This is a genomic window from Pseudomonas sp. SZ40, from assembly GCF_052958135.1.
Genome location: NZ_JBQWIF010000023.1, coordinates 75155 through 95197, shown reverse-complemented (window position 1 = coordinate 95197; position 20043 = coordinate 75155). Strand labels below are relative to the sequence as shown.

The 20043-nt window shown below is 62.2% G+C and carries 20 protein-coding genes and 1 tRNA gene; 6 read left to right on the top strand and 15 right to left on the bottom strand.

The features are described from left to right. Window positions 1-259 precede the first annotated feature (259 nt). The 3 genes from ACT9T4_RS17935 to ACT9T4_RS17925 all read right to left on the bottom strand — a co-directional run bounded on the left by ACT9T4_RS17935 (window position 260) and on the right by ACT9T4_RS17925 (window position 2849). Window positions 260-1231: a magnesium and cobalt transport protein CorA gene (locus ACT9T4_RS17935; protein WP_042556129.1), complete on the bottom strand. Its 972-nt coding sequence runs from the start codon at window positions 1229-1231 to the stop codon at window positions 260-262. 64 nt (window positions 1232-1295) lie between these two features. Next, window positions 1296-2030: a lysophospholipid acyltransferase family protein gene (locus ACT9T4_RS17930; RefSeq protein WP_042556128.1), complete on the bottom strand. Its 735-nt coding sequence runs from the start codon at window positions 2028-2030 to the stop codon at window positions 1296-1298. 129 nt (window positions 2031-2159) lie between these two features. Continuing rightward, window positions 2160-2849, bottom strand: coding sequence for a crotonase/enoyl-CoA hydratase family protein (locus ACT9T4_RS17925; protein ID WP_179537981.1), 690 nt, complete (start codon window positions 2847-2849; stop codon window positions 2160-2162). Between the two features lie 343 nt (window positions 2850-3192). Between ACT9T4_RS17925 and ACT9T4_RS17920 the strand changes: the two genes are divergently transcribed. Beyond that, window positions 3193-3282, top strand: a tRNA-Ser gene (locus ACT9T4_RS17920). 92 nt (window positions 3283-3374) lie between these two features. Here the strand turns inward: ACT9T4_RS17920 and ACT9T4_RS17915 are convergent. Continuing rightward, entirely contained in the window at window positions 3375-3494 is a 120-nt protein-coding gene (locus ACT9T4_RS17915; protein ID WP_499118240.1) for a type II toxin-antitoxin system RelE/ParE family toxin, read from the bottom strand. A gap of 136 nt (window positions 3495-3630) precedes the next feature. After that, on the bottom strand, window positions 3631-4068 hold the full coding sequence (locus tag ACT9T4_RS17910; protein ID WP_042556126.1) for a hypothetical protein: 438 nt from the start codon (window positions 4066-4068) through the stop codon (window positions 3631-3633). Window positions 4069-4888: 820 nt separating this feature from the next. Here ACT9T4_RS17910 and ACT9T4_RS17905 point away from each other — a divergent pair. Genes ACT9T4_RS17905 through efp form a run of 3 tightly spaced genes read left to right on the top strand, consistent with a single transcriptional unit; the run spans window position 4889 to window position 8014 of the window. Continuing rightward, window positions 4889-6238: an MFS transporter gene (locus ACT9T4_RS17905; protein WP_499118238.1), complete on the top strand. Its 1350-nt coding sequence runs from the start codon at window positions 4889-4891 to the stop codon at window positions 6236-6238. Window positions 6239-6270: 32 nt separating this feature from the next. After that, entirely contained in the window at window positions 6271-7395 is a 1125-nt protein-coding gene (earP, locus tag ACT9T4_RS17900; protein WP_499118236.1) for an elongation factor P maturation arginine rhamnosyltransferase EarP, read from the top strand. 46 nt (window positions 7396-7441) lie between these two features. Continuing rightward, complete coding sequence (efp, locus tag ACT9T4_RS17895) at window positions 7442-8014, top strand: elongation factor P (protein ID WP_042556123.1); 573 nt, start codon at window positions 7442-7444, stop codon at window positions 8012-8014. 100 nt (window positions 8015-8114) lie between these two features. Here the strand turns inward: efp and ACT9T4_RS17890 are convergent, their stop codons facing one another. The 3 genes from ACT9T4_RS17890 to ACT9T4_RS17880 all read right to left on the bottom strand — a co-directional run bounded on the left by ACT9T4_RS17890 (window position 8115) and on the right by ACT9T4_RS17880 (window position 9740). Beyond that, window positions 8115-8672, bottom strand: a complete 558-nt coding sequence (locus tag ACT9T4_RS17890; protein WP_499118234.1) for a Smr/MutS family protein — start codon at window positions 8670-8672, stop codon at window positions 8115-8117. Between the two features lie 48 nt (window positions 8673-8720). Next, complete coding sequence (locus ACT9T4_RS17885) at window positions 8721-9044, bottom strand: hypothetical protein (RefSeq protein WP_042556121.1); 324 nt, start codon at window positions 9042-9044, stop codon at window positions 8721-8723. Between the two features lie 96 nt (window positions 9045-9140). Further along, window positions 9141-9740: a cysteine hydrolase family protein gene (locus ACT9T4_RS17880; protein WP_179537983.1), complete on the bottom strand. Its 600-nt coding sequence runs from the start codon at window positions 9738-9740 to the stop codon at window positions 9141-9143. Between the two features lie 246 nt (window positions 9741-9986). Here ACT9T4_RS17880 and prmB point away from each other — a divergent pair, with 246 nt between their 5' ends. Further along, window positions 9987-10892, top strand: coding sequence for a 50S ribosomal protein L3 N(5)-glutamine methyltransferase (gene prmB, locus ACT9T4_RS17875; protein WP_179540039.1), 906 nt, complete (start codon window positions 9987-9989; stop codon window positions 10890-10892). A gap of 209 nt (window positions 10893-11101) precedes the next feature. On the opposite strand, the gene cobF is transcribed toward prmB, so the two are convergent. The 5 genes from cobF to phhA form a co-directional block, all read right to left on the bottom strand. Beyond that, entirely contained in the window at window positions 11102-11866 is a 765-nt protein-coding gene (cobF, locus tag ACT9T4_RS17870) for a precorrin-6A synthase (deacetylating) (RefSeq protein WP_042556119.1), read from the bottom strand. Window positions 11867-12021: 155 nt separating this feature from the next. Continuing rightward, window positions 12022-14280 (bottom strand): glucosylglycerol-phosphate synthase, encoded by a 2259-nt coding sequence (gene ggpS / locus ACT9T4_RS17865; protein WP_499118231.1) that lies wholly within the window; start codon window positions 14278-14280, stop codon window positions 12022-12024. A gap of 99 nt (window positions 14281-14379) precedes the next feature. Beyond that, the gene (locus ACT9T4_RS17860; protein ID WP_042556117.1) at window positions 14380-15669 is read right to left on the bottom strand and encodes an MFS transporter; all 1290 of its coding nucleotides are present in this window, start codon (window positions 15667-15669) and stop codon (window positions 14380-14382) included. A gap of 191 nt (window positions 15670-15860) precedes the next feature. Beyond that, window positions 15861-16217, bottom strand: coding sequence for a 4a-hydroxytetrahydrobiopterin dehydratase (locus tag ACT9T4_RS17855; RefSeq protein WP_179537985.1), 357 nt, complete (start codon window positions 16215-16217; stop codon window positions 15861-15863). Window positions 16218-16350: 133 nt separating this feature from the next. Then, entirely contained in the window at window positions 16351-17136 is a 786-nt protein-coding gene (gene phhA, locus ACT9T4_RS17850) for a phenylalanine 4-monooxygenase (RefSeq protein ID WP_042556115.1), read from the bottom strand. 282 nt (window positions 17137-17418) lie between these two features. Between phhA and ACT9T4_RS17845 the strand changes: the two genes are divergently transcribed. Further along, window positions 17419-18972, top strand: coding sequence for a sigma-54-dependent phenylalanine hydroxylase transcriptional regulator PhhR (locus tag ACT9T4_RS17845; RefSeq protein ID WP_042556114.1), 1554 nt, complete (start codon window positions 17419-17421; stop codon window positions 18970-18972). A 40-nt stretch (window positions 18973-19012) separates the two neighbouring features. Here the strand turns inward: ACT9T4_RS17845 and ACT9T4_RS17840 are convergent, their stop codons facing one another. Together ACT9T4_RS17840 and ACT9T4_RS17835 are read right to left on the bottom strand one after the other, a co-directional pair. Continuing rightward, entirely contained in the window at window positions 19013-19675 is a 663-nt protein-coding gene (locus tag ACT9T4_RS17840) for a DUF799 domain-containing protein (RefSeq protein ID WP_042556113.1), read from the bottom strand. A 5-nt stretch (window positions 19676-19680) separates the two neighbouring features. Beyond that, window positions 19681-20037, bottom strand: a complete 357-nt coding sequence (locus ACT9T4_RS17835) for a DUF4810 domain-containing protein (RefSeq protein ID WP_179537988.1) — start codon at window positions 20035-20037, stop codon at window positions 19681-19683. Window positions 20038-20043 lie beyond the last annotated feature (6 nt).

Below are 20043 nucleotides of genomic sequence, written 5' to 3'. Positions count from 1 at the left end.
CGCCGGCAAGCCGGCTCCTACGCGACAGCGCTGCCACCCATTCTGTAGGAGCCCGCTTGCGGGCGATGCGCTGGCGGTTATGACTCAGCAACGCGTCAGGCCCGAAAATCGCCGGCAAGCCGGCTCCTACAAAGCGACGCAGCCAGCAATTCCGTAGGAGCCCGCTTGCGGGCGATGGATGGCGGTTATGCCGCAACGTCAAACCGTGGCCGCCATTCTCCGGCATGTCGGCTCCTGCGGGGTTGGCTGCAGGGGCCATCTACAGCCAGCCGTAATGGCGGAAGCTGGCGTACAGGCCGACGCAGCCTGCGCCGATCACGCCCAGGACCGCGAAATAGCCGTACTGCCAGGTAAGCTCGGGCATGTTGTGGAAGTTCATGCCGTAGATGCCGGCCACGGCCGTGGGAAAGGCCAGTATGGCTGCCCAGGCGGCAAACTTGCGCTGTACCACGCTCTGTCGGGATGACTCCAGCAGCAGGCCGATCTCGATGGCGTGGTCGGCCATCTCGCGCAGGTTGGTGAGGTCTTCGAGCAGGCGATTGACGTGGATGGCGACGTCACGAAAGTACGGGCGCATGTTCTTGTCGATGAACGGGAAGTCCAGGCGCTGCAGTTCCTGGCATATCTCCGCCAGCGGACCGATGTTGCGGCGCAGGCGCAGCAGGTTGCGGCGCAGATGCTGAATGCGCACCACCTCGGCGTGGCTCATGGCGCATTCCAGCACGGCCTGCTCGAGCTGCTCCAGTTCGGCGTAGTAGATGTCCATCAGCGGTCGGTAATTTTCGATGATGAAGCTGAGCAGGGCGTAGAGTACGAAGTCTTCGCCGTGCTCGAGCAGCAGCGGCCGTGCCTCGCAGCGCTGGCGCACCCGGGAGTAGGGCGCGGACTCGCCATAGCGAGCGCTGATCACGTAGCCCTTGCCGGCGAACAACTGGGTTTCCACGAAGGTCAGTTCATCGCCGACCTGCACCGGTGAATAGAGCACCAGAAACAGCGCATCACCGAAGGTTTCGAGCTTGGGCCGAGTGTGCCGTTGCAGCGCGTCCTCCAGGGCCAGCTCATGTAGGTTGAACTGCCGCTGCAGGTTGCCGAGCTCTTCGCTACCGGGATCGTGCAGGCCTATCCACACGAAGTGCTCGGGTTTGTTGGCCCAGTCGCGCCCCTCGTCGAGATTGATATCGCTGACCTTGTGGCCCTTGCTGTAAACGGCTGCTGCGACGACTTCGCCCATGGTGTGCCCCGTGCGTTACCTGTTCGCGGCAGCTTACCTGCTTATCTCGCGTCGCTCAGCCCCTTTACGCCGGCTTCGACGTGCTCGCCAATTCGGCATCCATCGCATCGATGCAGGTCTGCATGCGCGAGCGGCACGTTTCGATCAGTTGCGGCAGGTCATCCATGCTCAGGCCGGCGGTGGGGATCTCCGGCAGTGAGCGGATCATCACCCGGCCGCTGTTCCAGGCATTGAGGCGCAGACTGCGTACGTAGCTGCTGGCACACACCGGGATGATCGGAACACCGGCGGCAACGGCCATCTGGAAGGCGCCTTTCTTGAACGGCAACATCTCGCCACCACCATTGCGGGTACCTTCCGGGAAGACCCAGATGGAAGTGTTCTCATGTTGCAGCGTATGGGTGGTCGCCAGCATCGAGCGCTTGGCCTTGCGTGCGTTGCCGCGGTCGATCAGTACATTGCCGGCCAGCCAGTACAGCTGGCCGAACAGGGGCACCCATTTGAGGCTCTTCTTGCCGATGCTTACCGTGCGTCGGGGCACCACGCAGCCGATGACATAAAGGTCGTAGTTGGACTGGTGGTTGGCGATGATCACGCAGGGGCGGTCATGTTCGGCCAGATTGCGCGTATCGGTCTGGACCTTGATGCGCAGCAGGCGCAGCGCCGGCAATGAATACAAGCGCGCGCACAGGCGGCTGTTGTCAGGGTGGAATGGGCGACACAGGCCCAGCAACAGCCCAAGAATGCCTGCGCCGATGAAATGCACGCCCATCATCAGCATGCGCAGTACGAAGAGCATGGTTGCGACCCACTCGAAAAAGGTCGCGCAGTGTAGGGGTGGCCCGGTTTTTGGGCAATTGCCAGGCCATTACCAGTGATTGCCGACGTTCAGGCATGCAGTTGATCGGGCGAAAGCATGCCTGAAGCCTTACAGGGCGTGCTGCTTGTCCAGTTCGATGGACTGGTCGAGGGTTTCCAGCAGCGCAGCGCGGACCTTGAGCTTGGTCTTGCGGTGGGCATTCATGTTGATCTTCTTGAACTGCGCAGCGACGGCCAGTGCAGTGACCACTAGTTGGTCGGCCGGTACCACCTTGTCGAGGAAGCCCGCATCTACTGCGCTTTGCGGATCGAACATCTCGCCATTGATCACCGAGCGGTGAAAGGCCGACTTGCGCAGGCGGTCGCGGGCCAGTTCGATGCCCACGTGGTGCATGGTCATGCCGATCTGCACTTCATTGAGGCCAATGCTGAAGGACCCCTCGACACCGATGCGGTAATCGCTGGAGAGCAGCAGGAACGCACCCTTGGCCACCGCATGGCCCGGGCAGGCGACGATGATCGGGTAGGGGTGAGCGAGCATGCGCCGCGCCAGGGTCGAACCCGCGGCTACCAGGTCGATGGCATTCTGCGGGCCGGAGGTCATCACCTTGAGGTCATAACCGCCGGAGAGAATCCCCGGCTGTCCGGTCAGGATCACGATGGCCTTGTCCTGGGTAGCGCGATCCAGGGCCTCATTGAACGCCTCGATCACCGCAGGGGAAATGGCATTCACCTTGCCGTTGTTCAGGGTCAGGGTGGCGATGCCGTCATCGAGTTGGTAGCTGATCAGGTCGCTCATGGTCGACTCCTTGTTCTGGATATGCGGCTGACGTTACCCATCGGACGAGGTCAGGTAAAGCACGAAGGGTGACTGTAGAGTCAGGCTTCAGCCTTGGCGAATGCAGGACCCCGTCCCAGCGTGGCGCCGATGATGGACCGCGCGGATCTGCACTGCCGTCACTCCCTCATGTGCCCGACTGCAGTCGGCACGCCCGCCTTGAGTCGGTCGTGCGCGCTCTAGCAGCATGCCGTTTATCCTGGGTCATGGCTTAAATGCATGAATCTGCTGAAAAAAGTTTGCCTTTGGGAAAACCTTCGATTACATTAGTGCGCCTCGACAGACAGCATGTCTGGCGAGATCCGGTGAAGTGTCCGAGCGGTTGAAGGAGCACGCCTGGAAAGTGTGTATACGAGAAATCGTATCAAGAGTTCGAATCTCTTCTTCACCGCCACTTTCGAAATACCTAAAGCCCCGAAAACGTAATTGTTTTCGGGGCTTTTTGCATTCTGGGTCAAAGGACTTCGCACAAGTGGCGAAGGCGCTTTATTCGTAGTGGCTCCAGAGCCGCAGAGCGTTGACCGCTTGCTCTTCCAGCTGTGCCTGATAAACGAGGCGGTACTGGATGTCGATGCGCTGGGAACAGGCGCCGGACAAGTCGGCCACCAGCTTTTCGTAAGGTGGCGAGTTCTGGTAGGGGTTGCCTGTACTACGTCGAGGAAGGCTGTGGTCGTTCGCTTGAAGCCTGCGGCAGCACGCTTCTTGGCGTCTTTGTAAACGTTCTCGCTAGCCCCGTGCTGCCTTACACCACTTTCGACCTGGGGTAGCTCTTCTGGTAGCGCGTCAGTTCGTCTTTGCCTGGCTCGCGGTAAGGCGTGCCCGGGCCGTCATTGGCGATGAAGAACGTGTCCGATGAAGAATGCTTTGCCGCTGCCTTGGAAACCGTATCGAGCGGAGTCCAGGGCAATACGACTGAACCCTTTTTGAAAGAGGTGCAGCCGTTGATCGAAGCGAGATAGAGGGTTTTTTCCGGCGCGCCAGGTGTGGTCACCGTTACTTCACGCTCTTCGAGCAGCCGTTTGGCAAGCGCCGCACCAAGCAGTCTTGCAATGGGCACGGTGAGGTTATCGATGTTGCCAGGAACCGCCACCAGCACGTCGTCATTCTTGTTCATGGCTAGGCGCAGAACTCGGGCGAATTCGTCTGCGAAAATGCCGTGTTTGATCGTGTGATACATCATGATCCGCATCCTTACGTTGATGTTTGAGCACTCAGGCTAGAGCAGGATTGCTGGCGCTTCAAATAGATTGGCGTGTATCGACCCTCGCGAGCTCGTACGCAGGCAACAGCCATGGTTAGCTGCGACGAGCGGTTCGCCGCAGAATTGGAGCGAGCTCAGTCGTGCTGCTTTTTGGAGAATAGCTGCTAAAGCTACTGCCTTCCCGGATGCAGCAAGTTTTGTTCCAGGAAATGCAGGGGTGGCGCATGGTCGGCTGCTGCGGCAGCCTTTGCCGTGTGCGTCGATGGCGGGTGTGAGCAGGCGGGATGAAGCGAGCAATAGCCGAAGCATGGCCGTTCCTTGGCTGGTGTTATGGCAATAAGCTACTACCAACGTGACTAGTCTGGATAGCTGAGCTTTCATACAGCCGACCGTTGGTAACTGCGCGGGCGACTGGGTAAAGGGAAATACGCCAATGGCCAGGACGATCTTGTCCGTTTCAGGGCGCTGCTGTATCGTCCGCGCCCTGCCATGATGCGGCCTGTGGCAAGCTGAAAGAGCGGGGCGGCGTTCGAGCCCCGTCTTCACAGCCACTTTCGAACAACACCAAAAAAGCCGAAAACCGACCGGTTTTCGCTGGCTTTGGGCTTCTGGTGTCCGGCTTTCTGCGGCGCCAACCCTCTCCGAGCATCCAGCACTCAGCCGAGCACAGCTCGCAGGCGAGAGTCTGCGCCTCTGCGCTTCAGGTTTCGATTGCTGCCTGTGCAACGGCACGGCACTTCCAGTTTCAGTCACCTGCCCATGGCGGGGGCGGACTCCTATCATCGTTTCTGAGGTTTTTATGTCGCAACTGCTTGGCATGGCGCTGGGGCCCTTGCTCGGTTTATTCATCATCAGTATCGGTAATGGCTTCATTTCCTCACTGACCACGCTGCGTCTGGATGCGGCCGGGGTGTCGGCGACGGTGATCGGCATGGTGTCCGCGTCGTACTTCATCGGCCTGACCCTGGGCGCGCTGTTCAACGACCGTTTGATCCTGCGCATCGGTCATATCCGTGCCTACAGCAGCTTCGCGTCGCTGACCGCAGTCAGCGTGCTTCTGCAGGGTTTGTTCTTCGATCCCTGGGCCTGGTTCGTCTTCCGGCTGATCGCCGGTTGGTCGATTCTCGGCGTATTTCTGGTGGTGGAGAGCTGGATGCTTCTGGCTGGCGATCAGAAGGTGCGCGGCCGCCTGCTGGCGTTGTACATGATGGCGTTGTACGGCTCGGGCATGCTCGGGCAGTTGCAGCTCGGTGCCATCGACGCCTGGGGGGAGACCGCTCCCTTTATGGTGGCGGGGTTGCTGGCCTCGTTGTCGGTATTGCCGATGGGCATCATTCCTCGGGTGACCCCGCTGGTCGAGAAGGTCGAGCCGCTGTTGCCGCAGCAACTGATCCGCATGACACCGACCGGGGTGATCGGCTGCTTCGGCTCGGGTATCGCCATCGCCGCCGTGTATTCACTGCTGCCGCTGTATCTGCAACGCGTGGGCATGAGCGTCAGCGAAGTCGGCCAGATGATGGCCAGCGTGATTCTCGGCGCCATGCTGCTGCAGTACCCGGTGGGGCGCTGGTCGGACCAGTACGATCGTCAGGTGGTGCTGATCGCGTTGAGCATCTTCTGCCTGGCGATCTCCGTGGCCATCATGGTGTTGCCATCCTCGCCGCTGTTGCTGATGGTTCTGCTCTTCCTGCTCGGCGGTGGGGTGTTCGCCGTCTATCCGGTGGCGGTCAGCCACGCAGCGGATCGGGCACCTGCCGGTGCTCTGGTGCGCATGGTCCAGGGCTTGCTGTTGATCAACTCGCTCGGTTCGGCGATCAGCCCGCTAATGATTTCACCCCTGATGGAGCGCGATGGCGATGCCGGGCTGTTCATGGCATTCAGCCTGCTCAATGGTTGCCTGGTGGTGCTGTTCTTCTGGCGTCGCAAATTGCGTCCGGCGCCACAGCCTGTGGCACCATTCGAGCCGGCGACCCCTGCCTCGATGGTGGGGGCCGAGCTGCGGGTGACCGAAGACCTGGTGCAGGGCGCGCTCGAACACGAGCGCATGGAGGATCTCTCCGACGTGGTACCCGGTGTCGAGGTCGCCGAGCCCGTGGTCGAGCCATCCCAGGGCGATCAGGTACGCAGCGGTGGTGGGCTTCAGGCCTGAAATGATCGAGGCCCAATGAAGGAAGTGCTGCGATGAAGTGGGACATTTTCTGCCGCGTCGTCGATAACTATGGCGATATTGGCGTGACCTGGCGACTGGCGCGGCAACTGGTGGCCGAGCACGGCGCCGAGGTACGTCTGTGGGTCGATGATCTGGTGGCGCTGACGCGGATCTGCCCAGAGGCGGATGCCGAGTTGGCGGTGCAGCGCCTGAGTGGCGTCGAGGTATGTCACTGGGCGCTGGCCTGGCAGTCGATCGAGCCAGCCGATGTGGTGATCGAGGCGTTCGCCTGCGAGTTGCCGGCCGATTACGTCGCGGCGATGGCGGCAAGCCCCACTGCCATCCTCTGGCTGAACCTGGAATACCTGAGCGCCGAAAACTGGGTCGAGGGTTGCCACGGGCTGCCTTCGATGCAAGGCAATGGCTTGCAGAAATTCTTCTTCTTCCCCGGTTTCACCGCGGGCACCGGTGGGTTGCTGCGTGAAGGCGATCTGCTGGGCGCCCGTGACGCGCTGCAGGAGGACGCTGACGCCCGTCAGCGTCTGCTCGAGTCGATGGGCGTGCGACCCGCTGCTGGTGCGCGCCTGATCTCCCTGTTCGCCTACGAAAACGCTGCACTATCCGGCTGGCTGGATGCCCTGGCGAGCGATGCCTCGCCCAGCCATCTGCTGGTGCCCGAGGGGCGGATTCTCGGTGACCTGCAGCACTGGCTGGGTCAGCCCATCGAAGCAGGCACGCTGGCCGAGCGGGGAGTACTGAGCGTGCAGGTGCTGCCCTTCATGCAGCAGGATCAGTACGACGCGCTGCTCTGGTGCTGCGACCTGAATCTGGTGCGCGGCGAGGATTCCTTCGTGCGCGCGCAGTGGGCCGGGCGACCGCTGGTCTGGCACATCTACCCCCAGCAAGAGGGCGCGCACTGGGACAAACTGGAGGCGTTCATGGCGTTGTACTGCCAAGACCTTTCAGCCGAGGCCAGCGCGGCGCTGCAGGGCCTGTGGCGCGCCTGGAATGGCAGCGAGCCCATGGCGCAGGGCTGGAGCGCATGGCTGCAGTGCCGCGATGAGCTGACTGCCCATGCCCAGGCCTGGGCGAAGCGCCAGGCGGTACGTGCAGATCTTGCCGCAGCGCTGGTGCAGTTTTACCGAAATTGGCTATGATACGCGGCCTCGAATTTTGTAAATCCATTCAGATCCGGATATTCGTATGAAAACCGCACAAGAAATGAAGCCTAACAGCGTGGCCCTGATCGATGGCCAGCCATGGCTGATCCAAAAGGCCGAGTTCACCAAGTCCGGTCGTAACAGCGCCATCGTGAAGATGAAGCTGAAGAACCTGATGAACGGCTCGAAGACTGAAACCGTCTACAAAGCCGACGACAAGATGGAACCGGTCATCCTTGAGCGCAAGGAAGTGAACCTGTCCTACATCAGTGGCGACGACTACGTTTTCATGGATCCGGAATACAACTCCTACGAGCTGCGCGCCGAAGATCTGGAAAGCGTTCTGCCATTCATCGAAGAAGGCATGAACGACGTCTGTGAAGCCGTGTTCTTCGAAGGCAAGGTCATCTCCGTCGACCTGCCGACCACCATCGTGCGTCAGTTGGCCTACACCGAAGGTTCCGCCCGTGGCGACACCTCCGGCAAGGTGATGAAGCCTGCCAAACTGAACAACGGTACCGAAGTGAAAGTGGCTGATTTCTGCGAAATCGGTGACTGGATCGAGATCGACACCCGCACCGGCGAATACAAGTCCCGCGCCAAGGCGCCGGTCTGATCGTCAGGTTAGCTGTGTGTTGAAAACCCGGCCTTCGAGCCGGGTTTTTTACATCTGTGATTCAAGGGGGAGTGCGCGTCGGGCTGCCGAGCGCGGCGGATCACTCGTCGCGGCCGTCCATCATGGTGCGTTTGAGTATCACGTAAACCGCACCGGTGCCGCCGTGTTTGGCGACGCATGAGGTAAAGCCAAGCACCTGCGGGTGCTGGCGCAGCCAGGTGTTCACATGGCTCTTGATCATCGGTTTGCGGCCGTCGGTGCGTACCGCCTTGCCGTGTGTCACGCGCACGCAGCGAACTTCCAGCTTGGTGGCCTCGGCGAGGAACTCCCAGAGGGTGTCGCGGGCCTTTTCCACGTTCATGCCGTGCAGGTCGAGGCTGCCGTCGAAGGGGATCTGGCCGAGCTTGAGCTTGCGCATCTGGCCGTCCTGCACGCCATTGCCGACCCAATACAGGGCGTCTTCAGCGCCGACGTCGATGACGAACTGATCGGAGAGGCCGTCGACCTTGATGGTGTCGGTGCGCAATGTGGCAGCCTGGCGCAGGGTAGCCAGGCGAGCACGGTCGCTCTTCGGCTTGCCGGTGTCGGCACGATCATGCTTGATCGGCTTCACGCCTTGCAGCTGTGCCTTGAACAGGGAAAGGTCATCGTCTTGCATTGGAGCCTCCGCAGGGGGCGACAAGTTTACCAAGCGGAGAAGGGCGGGTCAGTCGCGTTTCTTCATCAGGTGCGGAGACATGGCCAGGTCGGCCCTGCGCTGGCGCATGCGACGTCGGCATTTGCGCCAGCCCACCACGCCCCCGCAAAGCAGTACCAGACCAAGCATCAGCAGAACGCCCGCATCGCTGGTGGAATCGTTCAGATTGCCAAGTGCAGGTGGCCTGCCCAATAACGTTGCAGTACCCGCCATGGCCAGCAGAATACCGAATGTCGCGAACAGCGCCGCCAGGGCGGCGGCAACGCGCAGTCGCCAGTGGCCCGATCCTCTCGGGCGTAGGCGTCGGGCATCGAAACCGTCTGATTGCTTCATGGGGCGACATTTCCTCGAAGGATCTTTTCGCTATGACTGGCAGGAACGAAGCGGGTTCAAACCAATGCGGCGCCTGGCGCCGCATTGGCAGCGGAGTTACAGCAGCGCGCTGGCGTCCGGAACCCAGGCTGCGAAGTTGTCTGCCAGGGCGATCATCTCGAAGCGGTGCATCTCGGCGGCGCTGATCACCTTGCCATCCGGCGTTGGCAGATCGCGGGTGGCACAGGCGGCGTCGACCACGGTACAGCGATAGCCGTAATCCTTGGTAGCGCGAATGGTGGTGCTGATACTGGAGTGAGTCATGAACCCGCAGACGATCAGGTCGAGGTGCCCCAGAGACTGCAGCTTCTCGTGCAGGTCGGTACCGGAAAAGGCGTTCGGCATGCGTTTCTCGACGACGATTTCGCCCGGCAGTGGTGCCACTTCCGGGAGGTGCTCGCCACGTGGGCCGCGGGGGTCGAGCAGGCCGCCAGGGATACCCAGGTGCTTGACGTGAACGATGGCGCCACCCTGGGCGCGAACGGCATCCAGCAGCTTGGCGATTTCCGCCAGGGCTGCATCCAGGCCAGGCAACTGCACCACACCACTGCGATATTCTTCCTGGGCATCGATGACCAGCAGAGTCGCATTGCTCAGGTTGGCAGGCGCGTGGCCACGACCAGTGAGCTGATAGAACGTTTGCGGGTGGGACGACATGTACGACTCCTTGCTGGCGCGGTTAACGGTGCATATTGTCCGCCTCTATGACGCTGCTGTGAACCTCTCTGTTGGTTGTATTGCAGCGTAGCGGTCTCGGCAGCCCAAGTGAATCGTTTCAGCTTGCGGGCTCCGTTAGCCGCCGGCCCACCCAACAGGTGGCTGGCAGCGCTGGATTGCCGGGGTAGGCCTGCTAAACTAACGCCTTTTGCCCGGAGCCAAGTTGTGACCGATGCCCGCCCAGCCCTGAACACCCGCCTGCGCACCTTGCGCGATTACATCCGCTGGGCCGTGAGCCGCTTTCAGGCAGAGGAGCTGTTTTTCGGCCATGGCACCGACAACGCCTGGGACGAGGCACGGCAACTGGTGCTCGGCGCCCTGCATCTGCCCTGGGAAATCGCCGACAGCTATCTCGATTGCCGCCTTGAAGAAGACGAGCAGCAACATCTGCACGCCTTGCTGCAGCGCCGCATCGCTGACCGTGTTCCCACCGCCTACCTGCTCGGCGAGGCGTGGTTCTGCGGTTTGCCTTTCATCGTCGACGAGCGTGTGCTGGTGCCGCGCTCGCCGATCGCCGAGCTGATCGAGCAGCGTTTCAGCCCCTGGCTGTCCGCAGAGCCGGCGCGGATTCTCGACCTGTGCACCGGTTCGGGCTGCATCGGCATTGCTTGCGCTTATGAATTCCTCGACGCCGAAGTGGTGCTCGGTGACCTGTCCTACGAGGCATTGGAAGTGGCCAACCGCAATATCGAGCGCCATGGCCTCGATGAGCGGGTGTATACCGTGCAGGGTGACGGTTTCGCTGGTCTGCCAGGGCAGCGCTTCGATCTGATCGTTTCCAACCCGCCCTATGTGGATGCCGAAGATTTCGCCGACATGCCCGCCGAGTATCAGCACGAGCCGGAAATGGGCCTGGCCTGCGGCGATGATGGGCTGGATCTGGTGCGCCGCATGCTGGCCGAAGCGGCCGATCACCTGACCGACAAAGGTCTGCTGATCGTCGAGGTGGGCAACAGCCAGGTGCACGTCGAGGCGTTGTATCCCGAAGTGGATTTCGCCTGGCTGGATTTCGCCCGCGGTGGCCACGGCGTGTTCATGTTGTCGGCCGAGCAGTGTCGCGAACATCAGGCGCTGTTTCGCGAGCGCTGCTGAGGCGACATTACGATCCGTTAGCTCGAGTCACGGGCCCGCTATGTGACGTAAGCGATCGTAAGGCCACTGCCTGTGAGAGCGGGCCATGCCCGCGAAAGATCACGGGCATGGCCCGTTCCCACAATGAATCGTCAGGCGCTTGCAGTCGAACGCTCAGGTAATGCACGGCAGGTCATGAATGGGCCGCGGTCGGAGTCCGTGAGTCTGGCTCAGGCCTCGCGCCCGCCGCGGCGCAGTAAGTAGCTGTCCATGATCCAGCCATTGGCCTGGCGTGCGGCAGCGCGGGTCGTGACGATTTGCTCGGCCACTTCGGCCAGCTTTCCTGAGATAAGAATCTCGTCCGGCGTGCCGACGTAGGCGCCCCAGTAGATATGCAGATCTTCGCCCACCACATGGCGATAGCTGTCCTGCGCATCGAGCATCACCACCACGCTGTCCACGCCCTCTGGCCAGCCTTCGCGCAGGCGGCGGCCGGTGGTGATCTGCACGGCACGGCCGATTTGGTTCAGCGCAATGCGGTGGCGCGCGGTAAGCGCCTGGACGCTGGTGATACCGGGGATCACCTCATAGTCGAGCGGCATGCCACTGGCGATAACGCCGTCGAGAATGCGAATGGTGCTGTCGTACAGTGACGGGTCGCCCCAGACTAGAAAGGCACCGGTTTCGCCCTCCTGCAACTGCTCGAGCAATTGCTCGAACACGGCCTGCTTGTCGCGATTGAGACTGTCGATGCTGGCTTCATAGTTGGCTACATCGCGTTCGCGTTCCGGATTGGTCGCTTCGAGGATTCGATAATTGCGACCAGGCTCGATATAGCGATCGAGGATCAAGCGGCGCAGGGCGATCAGTTTGTCCTTGGCTTCACCCTTGTCGAGGATGAAGAACACGTCGGCGCGATTGAGCGCCTTGATCGCTTGCGTGGTGAGGTAGTCAGGGTCACCGGCGCCGATGCCGATGATCAGGATGTCTTTCATGCTGCGCGTCTCGTACTTGCAATGACGCGCAGCATATCAGTTGCAGACCGCAGAGCAGGGTAGAACACCACTTGTGGGTGCGGGCGGGGACGCTCAGTCCATGCCCACGAAGCTGTCGCGGGCATGGCCCGCTCCCACAGATCTATTAACTTGGCTCAGCCTGCCGCCAGCTTCAGCACCGTCTCTTCCTCCGGCTCGGCGACGCCGGCGAGGAACTCGTCACCCCAGCGGCGAATATCGTTGTAGTTGACGATATCGAACAGCTCGCGCATCCGTGCACGGGCTTCGGACTTGGGCATGTTCAACGCCAGGTAGCAGGTGTGCGCCAGGTCGGCGGTATCGTGGGGGTTGGTCAGCAGCGCGCCCTTGAGCTCCGCTGCAGCACCCGCGAATTCCGAAAGCGCCAGCACGCCCTGGCCTTCGAGCAGGCCCTGGGTGGCGACGAACTCCTTGGCTACCAGATTGAGGCCATCGCGCAGTGGGGTGATCCACATGACATCGGCCATGGCGTACCAGGCCACCACTTCGTCGAACGGGAAGCTGCGGAAGAAGAACTGCACGGGCGTCCAGCCGATGCGGGCGAAGCGACCGTTGATGCGCCCCACGGCTTGTTCGATCTGCGATTGCAGCTCGTCGTAGATGGTCATCTCGCGGGCCGCCGGCACGCAGATGCTGACCAGGGTGATTTTCTTGTGCAGCTCCGGGTTGTCGGCCAGCAGGCGCTCGTAAGCCTGAAGTTTTTCGAGGATGCCCTTGGTGTAGTCGAGGCGTTCCACCGAGAGAATCAGCCTGATGCCGCGCAGCTCGTCACGCAGTTGGCTCATCTGCTCGCGGGTCTTGTCCTGGGCAAGGGCGTTGCGCACGCGGTCGATATCGAGGCCGACCGGATGGGCACCAAGCTTGACCACGCGGCTGCCGGTGTCCACGGCGGTGGTCATGCGCTCCAGGCCCACGGCGCAGCCATAGGTGACGAAACGCGGTGCGCAGTTCTGTCGACTGACGGTTTGCAGCGGCGTGACGCCACGGGCCACGTCGACGAAGTTCTCCACCTGACGCGGGATATGGAAACCGATGTAGTCGCATTGCAGAAGGCTGCCGATGATCTGCCGGCGCCACGGCAGTACGTTGAATACGTCGGCCGATGGGAAGTAGGTGTGGTGAAAGAAAGCGATGCGCAGGTCCGGGCGCAGTTCGCGCAGGTAGCCCGGCACCATCCACAGGTTGTAGTCGTGCAGCCAGACGATGGCGCCTTCCGCGGCTTCCTTGGCGGTGCGCTCGGCGAAGGCACGGTTGACCTTGAGAAACACCTGCCAGTCATCCTCGTCGAAGCGTGCGCGCTCCCAGAAGGTGTGCAGGGTCGGCCAGAAGGCTTCCTTGGAGAAGCGCTTGTAGAAGATGTCGACTTCTTCCTTGCTCAGTGCCACCCGCGCGGCGGTGAGTTTCGGGTAGCGCTCGGCATCCACGGTGGTATGGGTTTCGAATGGCTCGTCGCCTTTCTCGTCGACCGCCCAGGCGACCCATGAGCCAGGGCGCGAATCACCGAAGAAACTCATCAGGGTCGGAATGATGCCGTTGGGCGAGGTTGGGCGACGGCGCTGCACTTTGCCGTCCACGCGGTGTTCTTCGTAGGGCAGGCGGTGATAGACCATCACCAGCTCGGCACGGCCCGGCTTGGTTGCCGTGCGCTTCTCCGCGGCTATGCCATGTTCACCGAGAAAGCCGAAATGCACGAAGGCCTGCAAGATACCGCCGCAGCCAGGGCGATCGGCCTGCAGGATCCACGACTGGTGCTCGGTCGCCTTGATCAGGTTCGGCTCGGACTCGCCAACGCAGACGCCCTTGTAGGTGCCGTCGAGCATGTTCAGGTCATTGAGGGTATCGCCACAGGCCAGCACCTGACCGGCGTCGATTCCCAGCCAGTCGACCAACGCCTTGAGGCTGGTGCCCTTGTTGATGCCCTTGGGCAGAAAGTCGAGGTAGCGATCCGCGGAGTAGAGCCGATCGCAACCTAGCGTTTCTGCGACCTGGGCCAGGACCGGGTCGGCAGCCTGTTCGGGCGTGCAGAAATAGGAGCAACGGCGCGCCTGGGGGACGTCCTGGCGCTCCAGGCCGAAGCCTTCCACGGCCTGGGCTACCTGGCTTTCACCCGGCCAGCGAGCATCGACCTGGCTCTGCAGCAGTTGGATCGGTTGCAGGGTGTCGCCATGCACGAAGGTGGCGCCGACGTCGGCGATGATGAAGTCCGGTTGTGGCAAGGTCGGGTCGGCCAGCAGCGGCAATACCGCTTCGAGGCTGCGGCCGGTGACGTAGGCCAGCTGAATTTCCGGGTGGGCGGCGATGGTCTGGTAAAGGCTGAGACGATCCTCGGGATCGCCAGCGAGAAAGGTTCCATCAAGATCGGTTGCAAGTAGCATGCGCTGTCTCCCTGTCCATGAGTGGTGCAGTGACGCGCCGACATCAGCCGACGAGCAAAGCGGGTGCCTTTAGGCACCTCTGTTCTGTAGGCGTCGTGCCTACGATGAGGCGGTGACGGGCTCCCGCTCGTCACCCTGGTTATCGTTGTCCGTGTCGTTTTCATCGTCCGAGGGCGGCGCGTCGGGCATCAGTTCCAGCACGGTATGACTGGTGCGTAGCATCGGCACGAAGTGCGCCTGTTCACCCGAGACCAGATCGCTGACGTGACGCAGACGATAGAAGGTGTAGGCCGCCAGCAACCCCAGGGTGGCCGCGAAGTACAGCGGCAGGGCGGCGGCGCCGGTGTACTGCATCAGTAGCCCGGCGAGCAGCGGCCCGCAGACGGAGCCGATGCCATTGACCATCAGCAGGCTGCTGGAGCCGGCAAGGATCTCGTCGCTGTGCAACTGGTCGATGAGCTGCGCCACGGCGACGGGATAGATGGCGAACGACAGTCCGCCAAACAGGAACATCAGGGCCAGCAGCGGCCGGCCGGCCGGCAGCAGGCTCATCAACAGGGCGACGAGCACCGCAGCGCTGACCACCCAGAACAGCACCCAGCGTCGATCATGGGTGTCGGAAAAGCGCCCGATCGGCCACTGCAGCAGAGCGCCGCCGAGAATGGTCGCGCTCATCATCAGGCCGACTCCGGCGGCATCGAAGCCATTGAGGCTGGCATACACCGGCGCCATGCCCCAGAACGCACCGAGTGCCAGGCCAGACAAGCCCGCTGCAGCAATCGACAGTGGCGCGATGCCGGCGATGGCGCGCAGGTTGGTATGCAAGGTATCCGGCACGCTCGGCTGCGGCTGGCGGGTCAGGGTGATGGGCATCAGTGCCGCACTGATCAGCATCGCCGCCAGGGCGAAGAGCAGGAATTCGCCAGGGTCTGCCAGGTTCAGCAATTGCTGCGCGGCAGCCAGAGCACCCAGATTCACCGCCATGTACACCGCGAACATCTGTCCGCGCTTGTCGTTGGGGACCTGAGCGTTGAGCCAGCTCTCGATGACCATATACAGGCTGACCAGCGCCAGGCCATAGAGCACCCGTAAGCCCAGCCAGACCCAGGGGTCGACGATCAGCACATGGAGCAGCGCGGTGATCGCGGCGAGGGCGGCGCAAAAGGAGAACGCACGAATATGCCCAACGCGACGAACCAGCGGAATAGCCAGCCAGGTGCCGAGAAGAAAACCGACGAAGTACCCGGACATGATCAGTCCGAGCATCCCGGTGGAGTAGCCTTCGGCGACGCCACGCAGGGTCAGTAGAGTGTTGAGCAGACCGTTGCCGAGGAGGAGTAACGCGACCCCACCCAGCAACGAGCTGATAGGGGCAATCAAGGACCACATGGCGAACAACCCTAGGGGACTATGCCGATGATGGCAAGCAGGAAGCGCGCCAGTGATCTTTGCGATGGTTGTCTAGGTTATTGATAATTAAGATTAATTTTTGCCGACGAACGGTCTTTGCGTTTTTTCGGGGAGTGAAAGGCACCAGCGCAGTGCGCTAAGGAGCGACTTTTTCCCGTTTACGGGGCAGATCATTTGCGCCCATCGGCACCCTTGGCCAACTCGTCGGTGCGTGCCGCCATGATGAAATCGTTGCGATGCAGGCCCTTGATCGAGTGGCTCCACCAGGTCACCGTGACCTTGCCCCATTCGGTGAGCAGAGCGGGGTGATGGTTCTCCGTTTCGGCGATCTCGCCCACCGCGTTGGTGAAGGCCAGCGCATGTTTGAAGGTGCGAAAAGCGTAGGTCCTTTCGAGCTGCATCACGCCGTCGCGAACCTCGATGTTCCAGTCGGGAATCTGCCGCAGCAGCTCCGCCAGCTCGGTTTCGCTGACTTTGGGGGCGTCGGCGTTGCAGGCCTCGCAAGTGGCTTTGGTGAGATCAGTCATAGATGGCTCCGCTGGTAAGTGGTCAGGACTATGCGAATTGAACATCGTGTAGGAGCCCGCTTGTGGAAGATCGCTCTACCGCCAATCATCGCCCGCAAGCGGGCTCCTACGATCCAGATTGTTATCTGTTCCATCAAGCCGCCCTGGGCGGAAACTTCGGCTCGTGCAGGCCCAGGCGCATCGCCTCCTGAACGTGGCCCATGATGTCTTCCTGGGCCAGGGCGTACAGCCGTTGCAGATCCGGCAGCACGAAATACAGCGGCTGCAGGATGTCGATGCGGTAGGGCGTACGCATGGTTTCGACAGGATCGAACGGCAGGTGTTCGGGCTCTGCGGACAGGCAGTACAGCGCCTCCTTGGGTGAGGAGAGAATTCCGCCGCCGTAGATGCGCTTGCCCGCCGGGGTATCTACCAGCCCGAACTCGATGGTCATCCAGTACAGGCGAGCGAGAAACACCCGCTCCTGAGGCGTGGCGGCCAGACCCAGGCGGCCGTAGGTGTGGGTGAACCCGGCGAACCAGGGGTTGGTAAGCAACGGGCAGTGACCGAATATCTCGTGGAAGATGTCCGGCTCCTGCAGGTAATCCAGCTCCGCTTCGCTGCGGATGAAGGTGGCCACCGGAAACTGCCGATTGGCGAGCAATTCGAAGAAGCGTTGAAAGGGAATCAGCGCCGGTACCTGCGCGACTTGCCAGCCGGTGGCGGCGCGCAGCACGCGGTTGATGTCCGGCAACTGGGGAATCCGGTCACGGGGCAGGGCGAGCTCGTCCAGGCCATCGAGATAGGGTTGGCAGGCCCGTGACTCGATCACCGCGAGCTGGCGCTCGATCAGCGTCTGCCAGGTGCGATGCTCGACCTCGTCATAGTGGATAAAGCCGCTCGCGTCAGGCTGCCTGGCGACGTACTGGCTGGCTTTCATCGGGCGATCTCCCTGGTCTGTCACGGCTCGGCTTACGGGCTATCGAGGGGGCGGGTGCGCGACGCATCAAGGCCGCTGCAGCTGGCGTCGCCAACCCTTTCCATGGTCTGCAGCATGGCCCAGGCTGGAGATCTCGGGGAGCGTATGCGCGATCCGTTCCAGCGTCTTGGGGCGGGCTTTTCGTAAAGAAAGGATTACGTCTTGTGCGAAACCTCGTCCTGAGCCAGGTCGCATCCACTAGACTGGCAAGAAACCTTGACGAAAATAACAAGAGCGGCCGTCATGCGTATCAAGATCCACTGCCAGAACCGTGTTGGCATCCTGCGCGATATCCTCGAACTGCTGGTCGACTATGGCATCAACGTCGCACGCGGCGAGGTCGGCGGCGAGCAGGGCAACGCCATTTACCTGCATTGCCCCAACCTGATCAATCTGCAGTTCCAGGCCCTGCGCGCCAAGTTCGAAGCTATCACCGGCGTGTTCGGCGTCAAGCGCGTGGGCCTGATGCCCAGTGAGCGTCGCCATCTGGAGCTCAACGCTTTGCTCGGTGCGCTGGAATTCCCGGTGCTGTCCATCGACATGGGTGGCAGTATCGTCGCCGCCAACCGGGCCGCTGCCGGTCTGCTTGGGGTACGGGTGGACGAAGTACCGGGCATCGCGCTGTCGCGCTACGTCGAGGATTTCGATCTGCCGGAACTGGTCCGCGCCAATCGCTCGCGCATCAATGGCCTGCGGGTGAAGGTCTGTGGCGACGTGTTTCTCGCCGATATCGCACCGCTGCAAAGCGAGCACGACGACAGCGAGGCCATGGCCGGTGCGGTGCTGACCCTGCACCGTGCCGACCGTGTCGGCGAGCGCATTTACCAGGTGCGCAAGCAGGAACTGCGTGGTTTCGACAGCATCTTCCAGAGTTCCCGAGTGATGGCGGCCGTGGTGCGTGAGGCGCGGCGCATGGCGCCGCTGGATGCACCGCTGTTGATCGAGGGCGAAACCGGCACCGGCAAGGAACTGCTGGCCCGCGCCTGCCACCTGGCCAGTCCGCGGGGCCAGTCGCCGTTCATGGCACTCAACTGTGCCGGCCTGCCGGAGTCGATGGCCGAGACCGAACTGTTCGGTTACGGCCCCGGTGCCTTCGAGGGGGCCCGTGCCGAGGGCAAGCTGGGCCTGCTGGAGCTGACCGCAGGCGGCACTCTGTTTCTCGATGGTGTCGGTGAAATGAGCCCGCGCCTGCAGGCCAAGCTGTTGCGCTTTCTGCAGGACGGCTGCTTCCGTCGGGTCGGCAGTGACGAGGAGGTGTACCTGGATGTGCGGGTGACCTGCGCCACCCAGCTCGACCTCTCCGAGCTGTGCGCCCGTGGCGAGTTTCGCGAAGACCTGTACCACCGGCTCAACGTGCTGAGCCTGCACATCCCGCCGCTGCGTGAATGCCTGGATGGCCTGCAGCCGCTGGCCGAGCATTTTCTCGACCGCGCCAGCCGACAGATCGGCTGCCCGCTACCGGGTCTGGCGCCCGCCGCGCTGGACAAGCTGGGCCGTTACCATTGGCCGGGCAACGTGCGGCAGCTGGAGAACGTGCTGTTCCAGGCGGTGTCGCTGTGCGACGGCGCAGTGGTGAAGCCCGAGCACATTCGCCTGCCGGGCTACGGTGCGGTGCAGCCGCTGGGCGACTTCTCGCTGGAAGGCGGGCTGGACGCCATCGTCGGGCGTTTCGAGAAGGCCGTATTGGAGCGCCTGCACGGGGAATTTCCCAGTAGCCGCTTGCTCGGCAAGCGGCTGGGCGTGTCCCACACCACCATCGCCAACAAGTTGCGCGAGCATGGGGTTGGCAAGGAGTAGAAGGAAACGAGCCCGGTGATCCGGGCTCGTCTGGCGGGCGTCAGCGAGCGCTGACGGGCCGCGCGCGCGGGCCGGGCAGAATGCCGTTGACCGGGTTGCTGCTCAGCAGGCGGGCACTGGTGATGCCGGCGATCTCGTGGCCGCGATCGTTCAGCGTGTTCATCACCTGATTGACCAGCGCGGTGATCAGGATGCCGGCCAGGCCACCGCCGCTGTTCTGCTGCTGTTCGGCGCTGCTGGCCCGGGCGATGCCTTTCCACAGTTCCTTGCCGGTGCGCAGGTCGACCAGCGTGGCACTGGCGGCCACCGCTACCTCGCTGCTGATCACCTTGTAGCTGCTGCCGTACTCGGTCACGTCGATGTACAGCACGGTGTCGGCACCGAAGATCTCGTAGAGCTTCTGCGGCGGGACTTCGCGGATTTCCTCGGCGTTGAGCATGCCGTTCTGCTTGAAGGTCTCGTTGACCACTGCCACCGGAAGCACGTAGTAGCCGGCCTCGCTCAGGGGCGCGGTGATCAGCGAATACATGCTGAAGGTGGCCTTGATGTCCGGGGATTTGTTGATCGGTGGCAGCACCAGAATGGAGGCCGGGCTGCTTTCCTTGAAGGCGCTGTAGTCGTAGGGCTGCTGGGTGGCACAACCGGCGAGCAGGGCGATGGCGGCCAGGGCCGCGAGTGTTTTGAGAGAGGTCAGTAGAGGCATGTCGGTCACTTGGCCATATTGCGCATCAGGAAGTCCATGTACTGAGCGGACTCGGGGAACAGGGCCTTCTCGGTTTCGAATTGCTGGCGCACCTGATCGGGTTTGCCGATCTCCGCGTACAGCATGCCGAGGTGGGCATGGAAACCTGGCGGCAGGGTACGGTCTGCGGCGCGGGCTTTCTGCGCGCTGGCTTCAAGGGCGGCAATCTGCTCTTCGGTGCCGGTGGTGTTCTCGAAGCGTTGGTAGACCTGCTGCTGATAACCATCCCAGTAGTACAGCGATTTGGGCTGCTGGGCGCAGCCGCCGAGCGTTGCGGCAGCGAGCAGGGCTGCCAGCAGAAGGGGAGTACGGGCGAATGTCATGGTCGA

What these genes read in the sequence shown, in the direction of transcription:
- ACT9T4_RS17935 (WP_042556129.1), bottom strand. Translation starts at nt 1,231, where the DNA reads ATGGGCGAAGTCGTCGCAGCAGCCGTTTACAGCAAGGGCCACAAGGTC.
- ACT9T4_RS17885 (WP_042556121.1), bottom strand. Translation starts at nt 9,044, where the DNA reads ATGAAGCAATCAGACGGTTTCGATGCCCGACGCCTACGCCCGAGAGGA.
- efp (WP_042556123.1), top strand. Translation starts at nt 7,442, where the DNA reads ATGAAAACCGCACAAGAAATGAAGCCTAACAGCGTGGCCCTGATCGAT.
- ACT9T4_RS17835 (WP_179537988.1), bottom strand. Translation starts at nt 20,037, where the DNA reads ATGACATTCGCCCGTACTCCCCTTCTGCTGGCAGCCCTGCTCGCTGCC.
- cobF (WP_042556119.1), bottom strand. Translation starts at nt 11,866, where the DNA reads ATGAAAGACATCCTGATCATCGGCATCGGCGCCGGTGACCCTGACTAC.
- phhA (WP_042556115.1), bottom strand. Translation starts at nt 17,136, where the DNA reads ATGAAAGCCAGCCAGTACGTCGCCAGGCAGCCTGACGCGAGCGGCTTT.
- ACT9T4_RS17910 (WP_042556126.1), bottom strand. Translation starts at nt 4,068, where the DNA reads ATGATGTATCACACGATCAAACACGGCATTTTCGCAGACGAATTCGCC.
- ggpS (WP_499118231.1), bottom strand. Translation starts at nt 14,280, where the DNA reads ATGCTACTTGCAACCGATCTTGATGGAACCTTTCTCGCTGGCGATCCC.
- ACT9T4_RS17905 (WP_499118238.1), top strand. Translation starts at nt 4,889, where the DNA reads ATGTCGCAACTGCTTGGCATGGCGCTGGGGCCCTTGCTCGGTTTATTC.
- ACT9T4_RS17925 (WP_179537981.1), bottom strand. Translation starts at nt 2,849, where the DNA reads ATGAGCGACCTGATCAGCTACCAACTCGATGACGGCATCGCCACCCTG.
- earP (WP_499118236.1), top strand. Translation starts at nt 6,271, where the DNA reads ATGAAGTGGGACATTTTCTGCCGCGTCGTCGATAACTATGGCGATATT.
- ACT9T4_RS17890 (WP_499118234.1), bottom strand. Translation starts at nt 8,672, where the DNA reads ATGCAAGACGATGACCTTTCCCTGTTCAAGGCACAGCTGCAAGGCGTG.
- ACT9T4_RS17855 (WP_179537985.1), bottom strand. Translation starts at nt 16,217, where the DNA reads ATGACTGATCTCACCAAAGCCACTTGCGAGGCCTGCAACGCCGACGCC.
- ACT9T4_RS17845 (WP_042556114.1), top strand. Translation starts at nt 17,419, where the DNA reads ATGCGTATCAAGATCCACTGCCAGAACCGTGTTGGCATCCTGCGCGAT.
- ACT9T4_RS17860 (WP_042556117.1), bottom strand. Translation starts at nt 15,669, where the DNA reads ATGTGGTCCTTGATTGCCCCTATCAGCTCGTTGCTGGGTGGGGTCGCG.
- ACT9T4_RS17930 (WP_042556128.1), bottom strand. Translation starts at nt 2,030, where the DNA reads ATGCTCTTCGTACTGCGCATGCTGATGATGGGCGTGCATTTCATCGGC.
- ACT9T4_RS17840 (WP_042556113.1), bottom strand. Translation starts at nt 19,675, where the DNA reads ATGCCTCTACTGACCTCTCTCAAAACACTCGCGGCCCTGGCCGCCATC.
- ACT9T4_RS17880 (WP_179537983.1), bottom strand. Translation starts at nt 9,740, where the DNA reads ATGTCGTCCCACCCGCAAACGTTCTATCAGCTCACTGGTCGTGGCCAC.